Origin of the sequence: Pseudomonas sp. P867, assembly GCF_019891455.1 — a bacterium.
GTDB classification, from domain to species: Bacteria; Pseudomonadota; Gammaproteobacteria; order Pseudomonadales; family Pseudomonadaceae; genus Aquipseudomonas; species Aquipseudomonas synxantha_A.
The window spans coordinates 116,048-129,769 of record NZ_JAFLXB010000001.1 but is presented as its reverse complement, the minus strand read 5'-3'; the positions used below and the strand labels follow the sequence as shown (position 1 = coordinate 129,769).

General features: G+C 59.4%; 16 protein-coding genes and 2 tRNA genes. 9 read left to right on the top strand and 9 right to left on the bottom strand.

The genetic code is table 11. The features are described 5' to 3' along the window. Nucleotides 1–177: 177 nt before the first annotated feature. From ampE to J1G33_RS00690, 3 genes are all read right to left on the bottom strand, one after another. The gene (ampE, locus tag J1G33_RS00700) at nt 178–1,014 is read right to left on the bottom strand and encodes a regulatory signaling modulator protein AmpE (protein ID WP_032877836.1); all 837 of its coding nucleotides are present in this window, start codon (nt 1,012–1,014) and stop codon (nt 178–180) included. Continuing rightward, the gene (ampD, locus tag J1G33_RS00695; protein ID WP_223017575.1) at nt 1,011–1,574 is read right to left on the bottom strand and encodes a 1,6-anhydro-N-acetylmuramyl-L-alanine amidase AmpD; all 564 of its coding nucleotides are present in this window, start codon (nt 1,572–1,574) and stop codon (nt 1,011–1,013) included. Before ampD ends, ampE begins: the two co-directional genes overlap by 4 nt. A 61-nt stretch (nt 1,575–1,635) precedes the next feature. Continuing rightward, a complete protein-coding gene (locus J1G33_RS00690; RefSeq protein WP_223017574.1) occupies nt 1,636–3,789 on the bottom strand; it encodes a DUF1631 domain-containing protein in 2,154 nt (717 codons plus the stop codon). A gap of 245 nt (nt 3,790–4,034) precedes the next feature. Here J1G33_RS00690 and nadC point away from each other — a divergent pair, with 245 nt between their 5' ends. Next, nucleotides 4,035–4,883, top strand: coding sequence for a carboxylating nicotinate-nucleotide diphosphorylase (nadC, locus tag J1G33_RS00685; RefSeq protein WP_032877839.1), 849 nt, complete (start codon nt 4,035–4,037; stop codon nt 4,881–4,883). A 74-nt stretch (nt 4,884–4,957) separates the two neighbouring features. On the opposite strand, the gene J1G33_RS00680 is transcribed toward nadC, so the two are convergent. The 3 genes from J1G33_RS00680 to J1G33_RS00670 form a co-directional block, all read right to left on the bottom strand. Continuing rightward, nucleotides 4,958–5,263 carry a DUF6388 family protein gene (locus J1G33_RS00680; RefSeq protein ID WP_032877840.1) on the bottom strand — a complete coding sequence of 102 codons (306 nt, stop codon included), beginning with the start codon at nt 5,261–5,263 and terminating at the stop codon, nt 4,958–4,960. A gap of 150 nt (nt 5,264–5,413) precedes the next feature. Beyond that, a tRNA-Thr gene (locus J1G33_RS00675) sits at nt 5,414–5,486 on the bottom strand. Between the two features lie 63 nt (nt 5,487–5,549). Further along, on the bottom strand, nt 5,550–5,963 hold the full coding sequence (locus tag J1G33_RS00670) for a pilin (protein ID WP_005784685.1): 414 nt from the start codon (nt 5,961–5,963) through the stop codon (nt 5,550–5,552). 199 nt (nt 5,964–6,162) lie between these two features. Here J1G33_RS00670 and J1G33_RS00665 point away from each other — a divergent pair, with 199 nt between their 5' ends. From J1G33_RS00665 to yacG, 4 genes are read left to right on the top strand one after another with little or no spacing between them, the layout of a single operon-like run. After that, nucleotides 6,163–7,371: a type II secretion system F family protein gene (locus tag J1G33_RS00665; protein WP_223017573.1), complete on the top strand. Its 1,209-nt coding sequence runs from the start codon at nt 6,163–6,165 to the stop codon at nt 7,369–7,371. Further along, nucleotides 7,368–8,234: an A24 family peptidase gene (locus tag J1G33_RS00660; RefSeq protein WP_148853445.1), complete on the top strand. Its 867-nt coding sequence runs from the start codon at nt 7,368–7,370 to the stop codon at nt 8,232–8,234. The genes J1G33_RS00665 and J1G33_RS00660 overlap by 4 nt, the downstream gene beginning before the upstream one ends. Next, nucleotides 8,231–8,854 carry a dephospho-CoA kinase gene (coaE, locus tag J1G33_RS00655; RefSeq protein ID WP_148853444.1) on the top strand — a complete coding sequence of 208 codons (624 nt, stop codon included), beginning with the start codon at nt 8,231–8,233 and terminating at the stop codon, nt 8,852–8,854. The genes J1G33_RS00660 and coaE overlap by 4 nt, the downstream gene beginning before the upstream one ends. Beyond that, the gene (gene yacG, locus J1G33_RS00650) at nt 8,851–9,051 is read left to right on the top strand and encodes a DNA gyrase inhibitor YacG (protein ID WP_003188437.1); all 201 of its coding nucleotides are present in this window, start codon (nt 8,851–8,853) and stop codon (nt 9,049–9,051) included. Before coaE ends, yacG begins: the two co-directional genes overlap by 4 nt. Here the strand turns inward: yacG and J1G33_RS00645 are convergent. Continuing rightward, nucleotides 9,048–9,263: a hypothetical protein gene (locus J1G33_RS00645; RefSeq protein ID WP_003171680.1), complete on the bottom strand. Its 216-nt coding sequence runs from the start codon at nt 9,261–9,263 to the stop codon at nt 9,048–9,050. The two genes, yacG and J1G33_RS00645, sit on opposite strands and share 4 nt — an antisense overlap. A 66-nt stretch (nt 9,264–9,329) precedes the next feature. After that, nucleotides 9,330–10,019, bottom strand: a complete 690-nt coding sequence (locus J1G33_RS00640) for an energy-coupling factor ABC transporter permease (protein WP_148853443.1) — start codon at nt 10,017–10,019, stop codon at nt 9,330–9,332. 129 nt (nt 10,020–10,148) lie between these two features. Here J1G33_RS00640 and J1G33_RS00635 point away from each other — a divergent pair, with 129 nt between their 5' ends. Genes J1G33_RS00635 through J1G33_RS00625 form a run of 3 tightly spaced genes read left to right on the top strand, consistent with a single transcriptional unit; the run spans nt 10,149 to nt 12,364 of the window. Further along, nucleotides 10,149–10,778: a DUF1780 domain-containing protein gene (locus J1G33_RS00635; protein ID WP_003188431.1), complete on the top strand. Its 630-nt coding sequence runs from the start codon at nt 10,149–10,151 to the stop codon at nt 10,776–10,778. A 53-nt stretch (nt 10,779–10,831) separates the two neighbouring features. Beyond that, nucleotides 10,832–11,005, top strand: coding sequence for a DUF3094 family protein (locus J1G33_RS00630; RefSeq protein ID WP_005784671.1), 174 nt, complete (start codon nt 10,832–10,834; stop codon nt 11,003–11,005). A gap of 60 nt (nt 11,006–11,065) precedes the next feature. Continuing rightward, a complete protein-coding gene (locus J1G33_RS00625) occupies nt 11,066–12,364 on the top strand; it encodes an NAD(P)/FAD-dependent oxidoreductase (protein ID WP_005784669.1) in 1,299 nt (432 codons plus the stop codon). A gap of 178 nt (nt 12,365–12,542) precedes the next feature. Here J1G33_RS00625 and J1G33_RS00620 read toward each other — a convergent pair. Beyond that, nucleotides 12,543–12,619 (bottom strand) — tRNA-Pro (locus tag J1G33_RS00620). 242 nt (nt 12,620–12,861) lie between these two features. Between J1G33_RS00620 and J1G33_RS00615 the strand changes: the two genes are divergently transcribed. Beyond that, entirely contained in the window at nt 12,862–13,722 is an 861-nt protein-coding gene (locus tag J1G33_RS00615) for a ParA family protein (protein ID WP_032877846.1), read from the top strand.

Below are 13,722 nucleotides of genomic sequence, written 5' to 3'. Positions count from 1 at the left end.
CCAAAGTGACCCGCTGTAAAAGCGGAACCAACCGTGGCCGTTACCGCAGGAATGGATATGTACTCGGTCTGATCCAGCACCCTGGTTGGCCCGGAGGCCGCCATCGGAAGCAAGCCCCCTCCCACAAGAGGTGTAGATCCCGGTGGTCATCGGGGGCAAGCCCACCTCCCACAGTACTCAGGGCAATACAGTCCAAATGGCAAACCCGGCATACCACAACACCGCCGCACGCAGCAGCAGCTCCCACAACCGATCCAGGCTATTGATGCCGTCAGCCCCCACCACTGGAGGAGGGATTTCAGCCGCGGCCAGCCCGACCTTTTCCATCAACTGCGCCGCGCTGATGTCCCAGCTCAGCAGTTCGTGGAGCATCACCCGACTGACCCCGACAAAGTTGCCCACCAAAGCAAAGCTCGCCGCCAACAGGCGTACCGGCAACCAGTCAAACGCGTGACGCAACTGCGCGGCACGTTCAGCCACCAACGGGTTCTGGCTATGTTCGCTGGCCAGCGCCAACAGCCGGTAGGCCAAAGCCGCCACCGGGCCCAGCAGGAAATACCAGAAAATCACCGCAAAAAAGCTCTGGTATGCCTGCCACAACAGATAGCCCTGGACCCGCTCCAGCAATTGCTCGCCACTGTCGGCGCCAAGCTTCAAGTCGCGCTCGGCCACATGCTCGGCGGCTTGCAGGTCACCACGCCGCCAGGCATCACGGAATGGCCCCAGCCCTGCCAATAAATCACCACGGCCCAGGCTATAGATCACCACCAGCATGTGCACAGGTAACGCCAACAGGCCATAGGCCACCGGCTCCAGTACCAACAACAACAGCGCCAGCAACGCTACCGGCAGCAGCACCAGTAGCGTCAGGATCAGCCAGGGTCGCTTGCCCATGCGCGGGCTCGACTCCAGCTTGGCCAGCTCACGCAGCCATCCACCGTCGCGCTGCAACCGCAGGCGCAAGGCCGAGAACTTCTCGATCCACACCGCCAGCACCAACACCAGGAAACTCATTGTTCGTGTCCTCCATCCTGCAGGGCGCCGAGAAGGCGCGCCCAATCAAAAGCGGGGCCCGGGTCAGTCTTGCGCCCCGGGGCGATATCGCTGTGACCACAAATACGTTGGCGAGTGATCTTTGGGTAAGCCTTGAGCAACTGGCGCGTCAGCTCGGTCAGCGCCGCGTACTGGGCATCGGTGAACGGCAGTTCGTCTGTGCCTTCCAGTTCGATCCCCAGCGAGAAATCATTGCACACCTCGCGCCCCTCGAAGCTGGAAATACCGGCGTGCCAGGCCCGGTCCCGGCACGAGACAAATTGCGTCACAGTGCCGTCACGTTCAATCAGAAAATGCGCAGACACGCGTAGGTGGTCGATACCGGCAAAGTAGGGATGCTCTGAAACATCCAGACGATTCTGAAAAAACTCTTGCACCTTGCCCGTGGCGAACTGCGCTGGAGGCAAGCTGATGTTATGCACCACCAACAGCGAGATTTCGCCTTCAGGGCGCTCGTTGAAATTGGGCGACGGGCAATGACGGATGCCCTGGCACCAACCGCTGGCGGGGTCCAACTGCATACAGGCTCCTGAAATGAGACGAGGTGTTACCAGTATGCCGCGTTCCACCCTGCGGTTGCGATCACTTGCCGCGTTTGAGTTGACGCAGGTCGCCCATCACCGCAGCCAGCGCACGCTCGAACAAAGGGCCATCATCCAGCGTGCGCAGCACACCACGCTTGAACGCATGGGCTAATTGGTCGGTAGTTTTTTCCAGAACCTTGAGCCCGGTGCGGCTGACGAAAATACAGGTATTGGCAGGCGGCATGATTGCCGTCAACTTGCAGCGCAGGGCGATTTCCTGATCGTGCTGAAACACTACCCAGGCGCCGATCTGCAACTGCCTGGCCTTGAGCAGGTCGGGGTCATCATCGGGCAGCGGCGCAACGACGGATGGCGCACCGGTGCCAAGCGTGAAGGACTCACGGACTTCGACCAGCACTTCGCCGCCGTCGCCCCCGCAACACTGAACATGCATGGCCTGCAACCGCCGGAAAAATTCGCGGGTGCTAAAAGAGTCGAACGCCGCAGCGGCCAAACCGTCACGCAACGCCTTGAGCAACGCGGGTAGTTGCTCAAGCAAATGCCGGCCCGCTTCGGTGTCTTCCCGCAGGCCGACGCTCCAGATCAACTCATCCAGGGTGCGCAGCGCTGCCTGCCATTGCAGCGACTGTCCGCCATGCTTGAGCATGGCCAATAGCAACACCTGGCTCCAGGCTTGCTGGAGGAATTGCACCACAAACTGCGGCAGAACCTTGCCCGCCAGCCTTCGATCAAGCACCTGCGCCACACGTTGGCGGGCAGCCTCGGTATGCAGGCGCTCCTGCTCGGCCTCTCGGGTATGGCGCTCAAGCAACTCGCTGCGCCTGGATTCATCAGCGGTAAACGCGCTGAATTGCGTCAGTAGCTGGGAGAAAATCGCCGGGTCTTCAACAAACTCATTCAATAAACGCTGCACGACCTGCTCGACACACAGGTACAGAGTATCGCGGGAGGCGTCTTCGGGCGGGCTCCAGCCCATGACGGCGCCCGCGATGTCATTGAGCAAGCGTCGCGCCGGATGGCGCGTGCAACTGAACAGGCTCTTGTCCAGCACGGCGACTTTCAGCAAGGGTATCTGCAAACGGGCGATCAGGCCCTTGAACGCGTCCGGCACGCTGCTATCACCGAGTATGAACGCGAACAGCATAGCGAACAGATTGATTACATCTTCGTCAGAATCTTCCAGGACCCGCGACTTGCCACTCTTGACGCTGACCCGGGTGAGCAGCTGTTCAAGCTGGTTACGCAGGTCGAAATCGTCTTCAGCCTCGGGCTCGGGGACGTACTGCTGCAAATGCGACAGCAGGCGTAGCAGATCACGGGTGGCAATGGGTTGCGGCTCGGCACTGGCTTCGAGGGTCGGCGCCACGCTGCCACGCACGGCTTGCAGTAACTTCTGCAACGCGCTGAACGCTTGCTGGCCGCTTTTATCGAGCGGCGGGTCGACGATCGGCTGGCTGGCGCGTTGGTGTTCCCGGCTGGCGCGCCCGCCGGGACGACGGGATGGCACGGCCTTGAGTTCAGGCAGTACACCAACGGCGACCAGCAGTTGATTGGCTTCGCCATACAACAGGTCCGCGTCACTGAGCACGTATTTTTCAAAGAGCTTGAGCATGATCAGTTTGACGCGGATTTCCACCCCCAGACTGCGCCCTGCCTGCAGGAAAAACTCACAGAGCAGTGCCGGACCCAGTGGGTTGGTATGGTCATCCAGTCGCCGGCCCAGCAATCGGCTCATGCGCGCGCTTAACTGTCCCAGGGCCAAGCCATCACGATGTCGCACCCGACCGAGCATCGCCTCAAGGGCTACGGCTTTTTCCATATCGTCGGCACTGGTACCGGATACCGCTTCGTAGGACACCACCGGCACCAGGTGCAGATCGCCGCTTCCGGCCTGGCCCAGATTGGCGAAGGCGACAAACAGCTGCTCCATGAACACGCGTTCGAAGTTCTTGCGCTTGAGGCGCAGGTCGCGCATTGCTTCGAAAAAAATATGATGGTCGACGGTGCTTCGGGCCTTGTCAGCCATTTCGAACAGGGTGTCGTCGGCGTTATCGAACAGTTCCTGCAAACCCTGCTGCAATTGTTGCGCGGCCTTGTCACGCACCTGCAGCAACACCACCGGCAGGCGCGCGAGCGGCGATGGCGTGGCCTGTGCCCTGTTGATAGGCACCACCTTTCCGTCATTGTGCATCCTGGCCTCCTGAAACGGCGGTGTTGAGAGGGGCAAAGAACGGGGCAGGCACGGCAGTGCGCTGCAAATAAACCGGCTACCACCTCGACGTCAAAGCTATGACGCCAATTGAAAGGCGCGAGATTATCTTGCAAATGAGGGGGGTTGCGCCAGCAAACTCTGCCTTTACGCTGTAAATGAGCGGCGCGCTGGGTTCGAACGCACGCAGCCCCTATAATCCAGGCACTTTGTTTGTGGAGCCTGTTATGCCGAACCTCCGTCTTGCCGACCTCACCGCCGAAATCGAAGCCAACGTGCGCCGCGCACTGCTGGAAGACATCGGCAGTGGCGATATCACCGCGCAGTTGATCCCCGCCGAACGGCTGGCCAAGGCCACGATCATTACCCGCGAAGCGGCTGTTATTGCCGGTACGGCCTGGGTGGATGCGGTATTTCGCCAACTGGACCCACGGGTGGCCGTGCATTGGCAGGTGGCCGACGGTGAACGTGTGAGCCCCAACCAGGCGCTGTTCCACCTTGAAGGCCCGGCACGCTCGCTGCTCACAGGTGAACGCAGTGCGCTGAATTTTTTGCAGATGCTGTCAGGTGTAGCCACCCGAGCGCAGTTCCTCGCGGACTTTGTCGCCAGCACCCAGGTCAAGCTGCTGGACACCCGCAAGACATTACCGGGCCTGCGCCTGGCGCAAAAATACGCGGTCACCTGTGGCGGTTGCCACAATCACCGCATCGGGCTGTATGACGCGTTCCTGATCAAGGAAAACCATATTGCCGCCTGCGGTGGCATTGCCCAGGCGATTACGGCCGCCCACAAGATCGCCCCAGGCAAGCCGGTGGAAATCGAAGTGGAAAACCTGGATGAGTTGCGCGAAGCCCTGGCGGCGGGAGCCGACATCATCATGCTCGATGAACTGAGCCTGGTAGACATGCGCGAGGCCGTGCGCTTGAACGCCGGCAAGGCCAAGCTGGAAGCCAGCGGCGGGATCAATGAAAGTACCCTGCTGCCTATCGCTGAAACCGGTGTGGACTTCATCTCCATCGGCGCGATGACCAAGGATGTGAAGGCAGTGGATCTGTCGATGCGCCTCAGTATCTGAGTAGTTGCCAGCTGCAAGCTGCAAGAAGGCTGCGAGACAACTTGCCGCTTGCAGCTTGAAACTCGCGGCTGCTTTTAAACTACAAGATTATTCATCTCGCAGTACTCTTCCCATTCGACGCCCAGCACCTCGGCCGCCTCTTTATGCAAGGCCAACCGCGCAGCTTCGAATTCTTCCGGTGTCGAGGTGTACTTGAGGGTCAACTCCCAAGGCTGGAGGCTCTGGCTCTCTGCCTCATCCTCGAATGCCCACTGAATCTGATCGCGCTGGTCGTCAGCGCTCAGGTCCTTGATCTCTTCTTTAAGCTGCGGCGACTCCTCAAGGTATTGCTTGAGTGCTTCTTCGTGACGCGCTTGCTGGGTTATCTCAGTCGTGGTCATGTCGTTCTCTTGGATCGAGGAATGGGGATGCATCTGGGTCATCAAGGTTGCGCAGATACAAAAGAGCGAGCACGAATGCCGACTCGTCTGGCCTTCAGAACCATTCTGGGATCATCTGAAAACATTGCCTTTGAAGCAGTGGTGCGCTTTTGCCCGAGACAGGAATCGAACCTGCGACCTTCGCGTTACGAGTGCGCTGCTCTACCGGCTGAGCTACACGGGCGGTGGGCTAAAGCTAGCACTGCATTGGTCATGCAGCAACTGACTCGCTCACCGCCCGGCGCCATCACGCGCCGTTGGCAGAGCAGCCCTTGGCAACGTACTGCGGATCCGCTGTGGTAGCACAGGTCCATCCGCTGGTTGCGTTGCGGGTCAAGGTGATGGTCTTGCCGAGCACGGGCGCTGGCGCATCGAGGATTTCACAGCTGATGGAGCCGGCGCCCGAGGCTACATCTCCTGTCACGTCGATCTTGCAATTGGCAGTGGGGCTGTTGCCACCGATCAACGACACAGTGGGCACAGTGCCCTGGTTGATGACGTCTTCATAACCGGCCTTCAACGCGCTGATTTCAGCCAGCCCCGCCGTAAACTTGGCCTTGGCCTGGTGCTTGGTGTACATGGGCAAACCGATCGTGGCCAAAATGCCGATGATTGCCACAACGATCAACAACTCGATCAAGGTAAAGCCTTTTTGACGCATCTCTTTCACTCTCCAGAATAAAACCATGACAAGGCGCGTCCTGCGCCCCGAAGTGTGCAACGGCGCCAGTGTACCCACCACCACGAAGCCCATCGCCTGCAAGACGCACATTCTGACACTTTATCCCATAACACCAGCCGCCCCGAATCCGCCACCTGACTACGCTATAAATTCTTCACTGCCGGGTGCGCAAACCGATATGAACGACACGTCAACGATCTATGCCTGGGAAGGCATCAACCGCAAAGGACGCAGGGTGACCGGGCAAACCGCTGGCGACAGCCTTGCGCTGATCAAGGCACAACTGCGCCAGCAAGGGATCTGCCCCGAGCGTGTGCGCAAGAGGCCTCGATCACGTTCGGCTTTCACCCCGCGAATCCTGCCAGCCGATATCGCCCTGTTTACCCGACAGTTGGCGACCTTGCTCAAAGCCGGGATCCCGCTGCTGCAAGCCTTCGACATCATCAGTGAGGGTTTTGAAAACCAGCAGGTGCGTGAACTGGTCAAGGCGTTGAAACAACAGATCGCCAGCGGCAATAACCTGGCCGCAGCGCTACGCCTGCACCCGCGTTATTTCGATGACCTGTACTGCAACCTGGTAGCTGCCGGAGAACAGGCCGGGGCTCTGGAAACCCTGCTGGAGCGCGTGGCGATTCATCTGGAAAAAAGCCAACAGCTCAAAGCCAGGATCAAAAAAGCCATGACTTACCCTGTCGCAGTCCTGGTAGTCGCGACACTGGTCAGCACAGTGCTGTTGATACACGTCGTGCCTCAGTTCCAGCATCTGTTTGCCGGGGTCGACAGCCAACTGCCCGGGTTTACCCTGGGGGTCATTGCCCTGTCCGAGTTCTTGCAACAAGCGTGGTGGATACTCGTGCTGGGCCTAGCCGTGGGGGTGGGCGGGCTGCGCCACGCCTACCGCCGTTACCCTGGCTTTCGCCATTGGCTGCAAGCGAGTTTGTTGAAAGCGCCTCTGGCAGGCAAACTGCTGCAAAAAACCGCCGTCGCCCGCTACGCCCGCACGCTTTCGACCACGTTTGCAGCGGGTGTCCCGCTGGTCCAGGCACTGGGCTCGGTAGCCGGAGCCGTCGGCAATGACCCCTTCAAACAGGCAATCGAACGTATGCGCCACGATGTATCCACAGGCATGCAGTTGAATCAATCCATGCACAGCTGCGGTTTGTTTCCCGGCATGGCGATCCAGATGACTGCCATTGGAGAGGAGTCCGGCACCCTGGACCGGATGCTGGAAAAAGTCGCGAACCACTACGAGTCGGACGTAGACACCCTGGTCGATAACCTCACCAGCCTGATGGAGCCGCTGATCATGGTTGTCCTGGGGGCCATTGTCGGCGCGCTGGTGATTGCGATGTACCTGCCGGTCTTTCAATTGGGTACGGCCTTTTGAGCCTGCTGCTGAGCGAGCTGCACTGGGCGTTTGCCTGCATGGCACTGGTGCTCGGCCTGATCATCGGCAGTTTCATCAACGTGCTGGTCTGGCGCCTGCCCAAAATGCTCGAACGCGAATGGCGTACCCAGGCCCATGAGGTCCTCGGCCTGCCAACCGAGCCCGCCGGTCCGGTGTACAATCTGATGCGCCCGAACTCCTGCTGTCCGCGCTGCAACCAGCCGATTCGGCCCTGGGAAAATATCCCGCTGCTCAGCTTCCTGATGCTCAGGGGTCGTTGCGCCCATTGCCGTGAGCCCATCAGCGTCCGCTATCCACTGACCGAAGTGACGTGCGCGCTGATCACTGCCGCTGTTGCCTGGCATTTCGGCTTCGGCTGGCAAGCCGCTGCGGTGATGTTGCTGAGCTGGGGCTTGCTGGCCATGAGCCTGATTGACCTGGACCACCAATTGCTGCCGGACGTGCTGGTCCTGCCGCTGCTCTGGCTGGGGCTGGTCCTCAATAGCACTGACCTGTTGGCGACACTGCCCGACGCACTGTGGGGCGCGGTCGTTGGCTACATGAGCCTATGGAGCGTGTTCTGGTTGTTCAAGCTGGTCACCGGCAAGGATGGCATGGGCCATGGCGATTTCAAGTTATTGGCATTGCTGGGGGCCTGGGGTGGCTGGCAGATCCTGCCGATGACGTTGCTGATGGCCTCACTGATGGGCGTGTTTGCAGGGCTGATCCTGCTGCGCTTGCGCAAGGCCCAAACGTCGACGCCGATGCCCTTTGGGCCGTGCCTGGCAATTGCCGGCTGGATTGCATTGCTCTGGGGTGGTCAAATAACCGACTTCTATTTGCAGTCTGTCGGTTTCAGATGACCACTTCTGTCGCAACACCCTGGATTCTTGGCCTCACAGGCGGCATTGGCAGCGGCAAAAGCGCTGCGGCCGAGCACTTTATCGACCTGGGCATCGACCTGGTGGACGCCGATCATGCTGCCCGCTGGGTCGTCGAACCCGGGCGGCCGGCACTGGCGCGCATTGCCGAGCATTTCGGCGACGGCGTGCTGCAACCCGACGGCCAGCTGGATCGCGCCGCGCTGCGCAAACTGATCTTTGAGGTACCGCAAGAACGTTTGTGGCTGGAAGCCTTGCTGCACCCGCTGATTGCCGAGGAAATTCGCAGCCACCTGGCACGCGCCCAGTCGCCTTACGCGATCCTGGTGTCACCGCTGCTGATCGAGTCCGGCCAATACAGCATGACCCAGCGCATCCTGGTGATCGACGTGCCGCAATCGCTGCAGATTCAGCGTACCCTGCAGCGCGATGGCATCAGCGAACAACAGGTGCAGGCGATTCTCAAGGCTCAATCGAGCCGCGAAGACCGCCTGAACCATGCCGATGACGTGCTGGTCAACGATAAGGACCTTGCCTGGCTGCACGGCGAGGTCGAGCGACTGCACCACTTTTACCTTACTTTGCGTGGAGGCCGATCATGAGCCAACCCTTGACCGTCGACTGCCCAACCTGCGGTGCACCCGTGGAATGGAAAGCGACCAACCTCAACCGGCCGTTCTGCTCGGACCGTTGCAAGCTTATCGACCTGGGTGCCTGGGCCGCTGAAGAACACAAGATTCCGGTGGCCCCGGACGCCGAAGATGAACTGTTTTCCGAAGACCTGCCGCCGCGCCACTAAGGCCGCATAAAGGCATATTCCTGCTGGTCGTCGAGGTTTTCTGCAAGGTATTGCAACTCGTCGGCCAGGTCTTCAAAACTGCGTACACCCTTGCTTTGCTGCACCACCGCACTGAGCATGGCGCGCAAGGTCAAGCCGGGGTCAAAACCGATTTCCTGCGCTGCGTCCTGGCTTCTGCGCAACTCCTGCCGTGCCCACTCGTACACACTCATGATCGGTGCTCCAGAAAAAATTTTGCAGAGCATGGACCTGCGCCGGTGCCCGGCATTTGACCTGGATCAACGCCGTGAATCGTCGTCCTTCCAGGGGGCCGAGAGATAGCGAGTTCGGTTGAAGGTCTCCAGCCATTCCGGGCAAAACACCACCAACGCGCTGACGACCATGCCGTTGATAAAGGCTTCAGGGAAGATGATCAGCCACAGGTAACCTACAAAGTCCTCCAACCATTCCGGCATCGCAAAGCGGCCGTCCAACCACAACAGGCCCAGGCCGACCAACAGGCACAACAATGCCGACAGCGCCGCCGCAAAAAAACCGGAACAGAAGATATACACAAAGGGGTTTCGCGGTTGCGCCCGTTCGACCAACAGCGCGCAGCTTTCGGTGACCAGCACCGGCAGCCCGACCAGAAGCAGGCCGTTGACGCCAAGGGCGGCCAGATCCTGGCGCCCCAGCAGCATCAAGCCGAACTGTGCAGCAAACCCACCGACGATTGCCAGCGGCCAATCCAGCAGCAAGGTCACGGCGGTCATGCCGATAAAGTGGTACGAGACCCCGGTATCGAAATCCCGGCGCACCAGCCACAGCATAAACAACGCGAACACCGTACCGAACAGCAAATGCTGGCGCCGTCGGTCGGCGAACAATTCGACCCAAGGCGAGCGCAACGTCGCCCACATCACCACCGGCGCATATAACAGCCAGCCAATGCCGAGGGTCGATGGCGCCAGAACAGCTGCACTGATCACGGATGCACTACCTTTATAAAAAGCCTCACCACACACCTCATCCTTGGGCCTGCTGCCAGGTGACCAGTCTACACCCGCGTTTTAAAGCAGGACTTCCTGTGGTCATCATTTGAACGCTAAGCTGGGAATATGGATGACTCAGATTATTTGCGCCTGCTCACCGTAGCAGCCGAACAAGCCAATGCGTTTCTGTCCAATGCCCGCAAATGGGAGCGTGAGCGTTGGGTCTGCCAGCGCCTGCTGCAGGGCTTGAATGTGCCCTACCGTGTCGAAGAGTTTCACGCTGCGGGCCAGGAGCCGCCGGATGTGTTGTTTCGCGACGCCAGTTTCGAGGTGTTTTTCGTGCTGGACGAGGGGCGCCGCCTGAACGACGAATGGCGCGATGAATTGCTGCGCAGGCGTAGCGCGTTCTCTTTGAGCCAACTGGTGCGGCGCGAAGCCAAGCCACGACGCATTCCCGCCCATGAGTTTTTGTTGCGCCTGGCACCGACACTGCGCAAAAAAGCACATAACTACAAAGAACGCGGCATGGACCTGGGGGAGTTGGACCTTATCGCTTTCACCAGCCTCAAACGCGAAGTGCTGGACCTCAACAGCCACTTTCCGCCGCCAACCGAATACCTGCGCCAGGGCTGGCGCTCACTGTCACTGGTGGGGCCAACCTTCGCGCGCGTACTGTTCGCACACCCGGACGCGCCGGACTTCTTGCGCAACAACCTGGGCCGCAGCATAGTGTTCGATGTGGGCATCAGCCTTTGAACCCTTGGCTGTAACGTGGCGCCCTTTTGCAACGTCTACCTGACGAGGCCTTTATGACCAGCCGCCTGAACCCCGATGACCAACAGCATGTCCAAGAGTACCTGCAACTCTCCCAGCACAGAGTCGAGCGCAAGCCTTTCCGGCCATGGCTGCTCCTTTGTGTGGTGCTGGTAGTGGTGATCGGGCTCGGCGTGCTGAGCCGCCTATTGAGTTACCTGACGCTATGAGCTGCCTGGCGCTCGCGGGGGTAACTGCTCCGATTTCTTTTAGCCTTGCGAGATATCCCCATGACCCATCGTATTATTATCGTCGGCGGCGGCGCCGGCGGCCTGGAGTTGGCTACCCGCCTGGGTAAGACTCTGGGCAAGCGCGGCAAGGCCAGCATCACGCTGGTGGACGCCAACCTGACTCACATCTGGAAGCCTCTGCTGCACGAAGTGGCTGCCGGCTCGCTGAATTCTTCGGAAGACGAACTCAATTATGTCGCCCAGGCAAAATGGAACCACTTCGAGTTCCAGCTTGGGCGCATGAGTGGGCTTGACCGTGAACAGAAGAAAATCCAGCTGGCCGCCACCCTCGATGAAGAAGGCCGCGAGCTGGTGCCCGCGCGCGTACTGGGCTATGACAGCCTGGTCATTGCCGTAGGCAGCACCACCAACGACTTCGGCACCGAGGGTGCGGCGCAGCATTGCCTGTTCCTCGATACCCGCAAGCAAGCCGAGCGCTTCCACCAACAACTGCTCAACCACTACCTGCGCGCCCATGCCGGACAAACCGATGCCGTTGAACAAATCAGCGTGGCCATCGTCGGTGCCGGCGCCACCGGGGTGGAGCTGGCCGCCGAGCTGCATAACGCAGCCCATGAACTGGCGGCCTATGGCCTGGACCGCATCAAACCGGAAAACATGCATATCACCCTGATCGAAGCCGGCCCGCGGGTATTGCCTGCCCTGCCAGAGCGGATCGGCGGCCCAGTGCATAAAACCCTGGAAAAACTCGGGGTGACCGTGCTGACCAACTCGGCGGTCAGCGAAGTAACCGCCGACGCGCTGATTACCAGCAGCGGCCAAGTGATTCCCGCCAGCCTCAAGGTATGGGCGGCCGGGATCCGCGCACCGGGTTTTCTCAAAGACATCGACGGCCTGGAAACCAACCGCATCAATCAGCTTCAGGTGCTGCAAACACTGCAAACCACTCGCGATGAAAACATCTTCGCCTTTGGCGATTGTGCCGCCTGCCCGCAACCGGGCACCGACCGCAATGTGCCCCCACGAGCCCAGGCCGCGCATCAGCAGGCTTCGTTGTTGGCCAAGTCGCTGAAATTGCGCATTGAAGGCAAGGATCTGCCGACCTACAAGTACACCGACTACGGCTCGCTGATCTCGCTGTCGCGGTTCTCGGCGGTAGGTAACCTGATGGGTAACCTGACTGGCAGCGTGATGCTGGAGGGCTGGTTGGCGCGGATGTTCTATGTGTCGCTGTACCGTATGCACCAGATGGCGCTGTACGGCTTCTTCCGCACGGCGATGCTGATGCTGGGCAGCAAGATTGGGCGAGGCACAGAACCGCGCCTCAAACTCCACTAACAACGCATAACACCTGTGGGAGGGGGCTTGCTCCCGATAGCGGTGTGTCAGTTAATGAATACTTAGCTGACCCACCGCTATCGGGAGCAAGCCCCCTCCCACATTTGTTTTGCGGAGAATTCAAGATTCGCGCGCGCAAAAAAAATCCCCGTATCTTTCGATACGAGGATTTTTAATATGGTCGGGGTAAGGGGATTCGAACTCCTGACATCCTGCTCCCAAAGCAGGCGCGCTACCGGACTGCGCTATACCCCGGTAAAAAAAAGGCGACCTTTCAGTCGCCTTCTTCGATCAGCGCTTTTGGCCTCTGATCTTAAGATTCGATTCCAGCCTGAACTGGTCTCAAAAATGGTGGGTCGTGTGGGATTCGAACCTACGACCAATTGGTTAAAAGACAATTGGTTTTAGTGTTTCAGAGCCCAGGATCGTGTTCGCTACACATAGCTGTTTCCGTGGCCTCGCAGCCTCTAATGAACCCACATTAGAGGCTCCAAACCATGAAAATCTCTGCGGTCGTTTCGACCAAAGGCGGCGTAGGCAAAACCACCATCGAGGCCAACCTCGGCGCTTTTTGTGCGGATGCAGGGCTGCGCGTGCTCCTCATCGACCTAGATCCTGCACAGCCCTCACTCTCCTCGTATTACCAATTGGTCGACGAAGCTCAGGGCGGCATCTACGACCTGCTGGCATTCAATATCACCGAATCAGCCAAGATCATATCCAGCACCGCGATTCCAAACCTGTCGCTTGTCATTTCCAACGACATCAACAACCAACTGAACAGCCTGCTCCTGCAGGCACCTGACGGACGGTTGCGACTCGCCAATCTGATGCCGGCGTTCAAAGATCATTTCGACCTGGTACTGATTGACACCCAAGGCGCCAGATCGGCCATGCTCGAAATGGTGGTCCTAGCCTCTGATTTGGTCATATCCCCGCTTCCGCCCAATATGCTCGCTGCTCGGGAGTTCAGCCGGGGAACCATGCAGATGTTGGACGGCCTGCGCGCCTATGGGCGCCTGGGCATGAAAATCCCTCCCGTGCGGATCGTCGTCAACAACCTCGACCAAACCACTGACGCGCAAATGATCGAGCAGTCGGTACGGGAAATTTTCCAGGACAATGACGAAATCAACGTTCTGGATAGCGTCGTCCCCAGCGCAGTGGTGTTTCGTAGCGGTTCTTCACTGGGCGTCCCAGTACACCGCCTGGAATACCGACAGCCTTCAAACCGAATATCTCCGGCAGCCCTAGTCGTCATCCGCCGTTTGGCCATTGAGCTTTTCCCAGAATGGCGTGACCGCTTCGAGGCCATGACCGAGGAAAAGGTAGCCAACTTGGTGAGGGAGGGTCGTTGA

Bases quoted from the DNA above. Each gene is read 5' to 3' on its own strand.
- ampE (WP_032877836.1), bottom strand. From the start codon at position 1,014: ATGAGTTTCCTGGTGTTGGTGCTGGCGGTGTGGATCGAGAAGTTCTCG.
- ampD (WP_223017575.1), bottom strand. From the start codon at position 1,574: ATGCAGTTGGACCCCGCCAGCGGTTGGTGCCAGGGCATCCGTCATTGC.
- J1G33_RS00690 (WP_223017574.1), bottom strand. From the start codon at position 3,789: ATGCACAATGACGGAAAGGTGGTGCCTATCAACAGGGCACAGGCCACG.
- nadC (WP_032877839.1), top strand. From the start codon at position 4,035: ATGCCGAACCTCCGTCTTGCCGACCTCACCGCCGAAATCGAAGCCAAC.
- J1G33_RS00680 (WP_032877840.1), bottom strand. From the start codon at position 5,263: ATGACCACGACTGAGATAACCCAGCAAGCGCGTCACGAAGAAGCACTC.
- J1G33_RS00670 (WP_005784685.1), bottom strand. From the start codon at position 5,963: ATGCGTCAAAAAGGCTTTACCTTGATCGAGTTGTTGATCGTTGTGGCA.
- J1G33_RS00665 (WP_223017573.1), top strand. From the start codon at position 6,163: ATGAACGACACGTCAACGATCTATGCCTGGGAAGGCATCAACCGCAAA.
- coaE (WP_148853444.1), top strand. From the start codon at position 8,231: ATGACCACTTCTGTCGCAACACCCTGGATTCTTGGCCTCACAGGCGGC.
- yacG (WP_003188437.1), top strand. From the start codon at position 8,851: ATGAGCCAACCCTTGACCGTCGACTGCCCAACCTGCGGTGCACCCGTG.
- J1G33_RS00645 (WP_003171680.1), bottom strand. From the start codon at position 9,263: ATGAGTGTGTACGAGTGGGCACGGCAGGAGTTGCGCAGAAGCCAGGAC.
- J1G33_RS00635 (WP_003188431.1), top strand. From the start codon at position 10,149: ATGGATGACTCAGATTATTTGCGCCTGCTCACCGTAGCAGCCGAACAA.
- J1G33_RS00630 (WP_005784671.1), top strand. From the start codon at position 10,832: ATGACCAGCCGCCTGAACCCCGATGACCAACAGCATGTCCAAGAGTAC.
- J1G33_RS00625 (WP_005784669.1), top strand. From the start codon at position 11,066: ATGACCCATCGTATTATTATCGTCGGCGGCGGCGCCGGCGGCCTGGAG.
- J1G33_RS00615 (WP_032877846.1), top strand. From the start codon at position 12,862: ATGAAAATCTCTGCGGTCGTTTCGACCAAAGGCGGCGTAGGCAAAACC.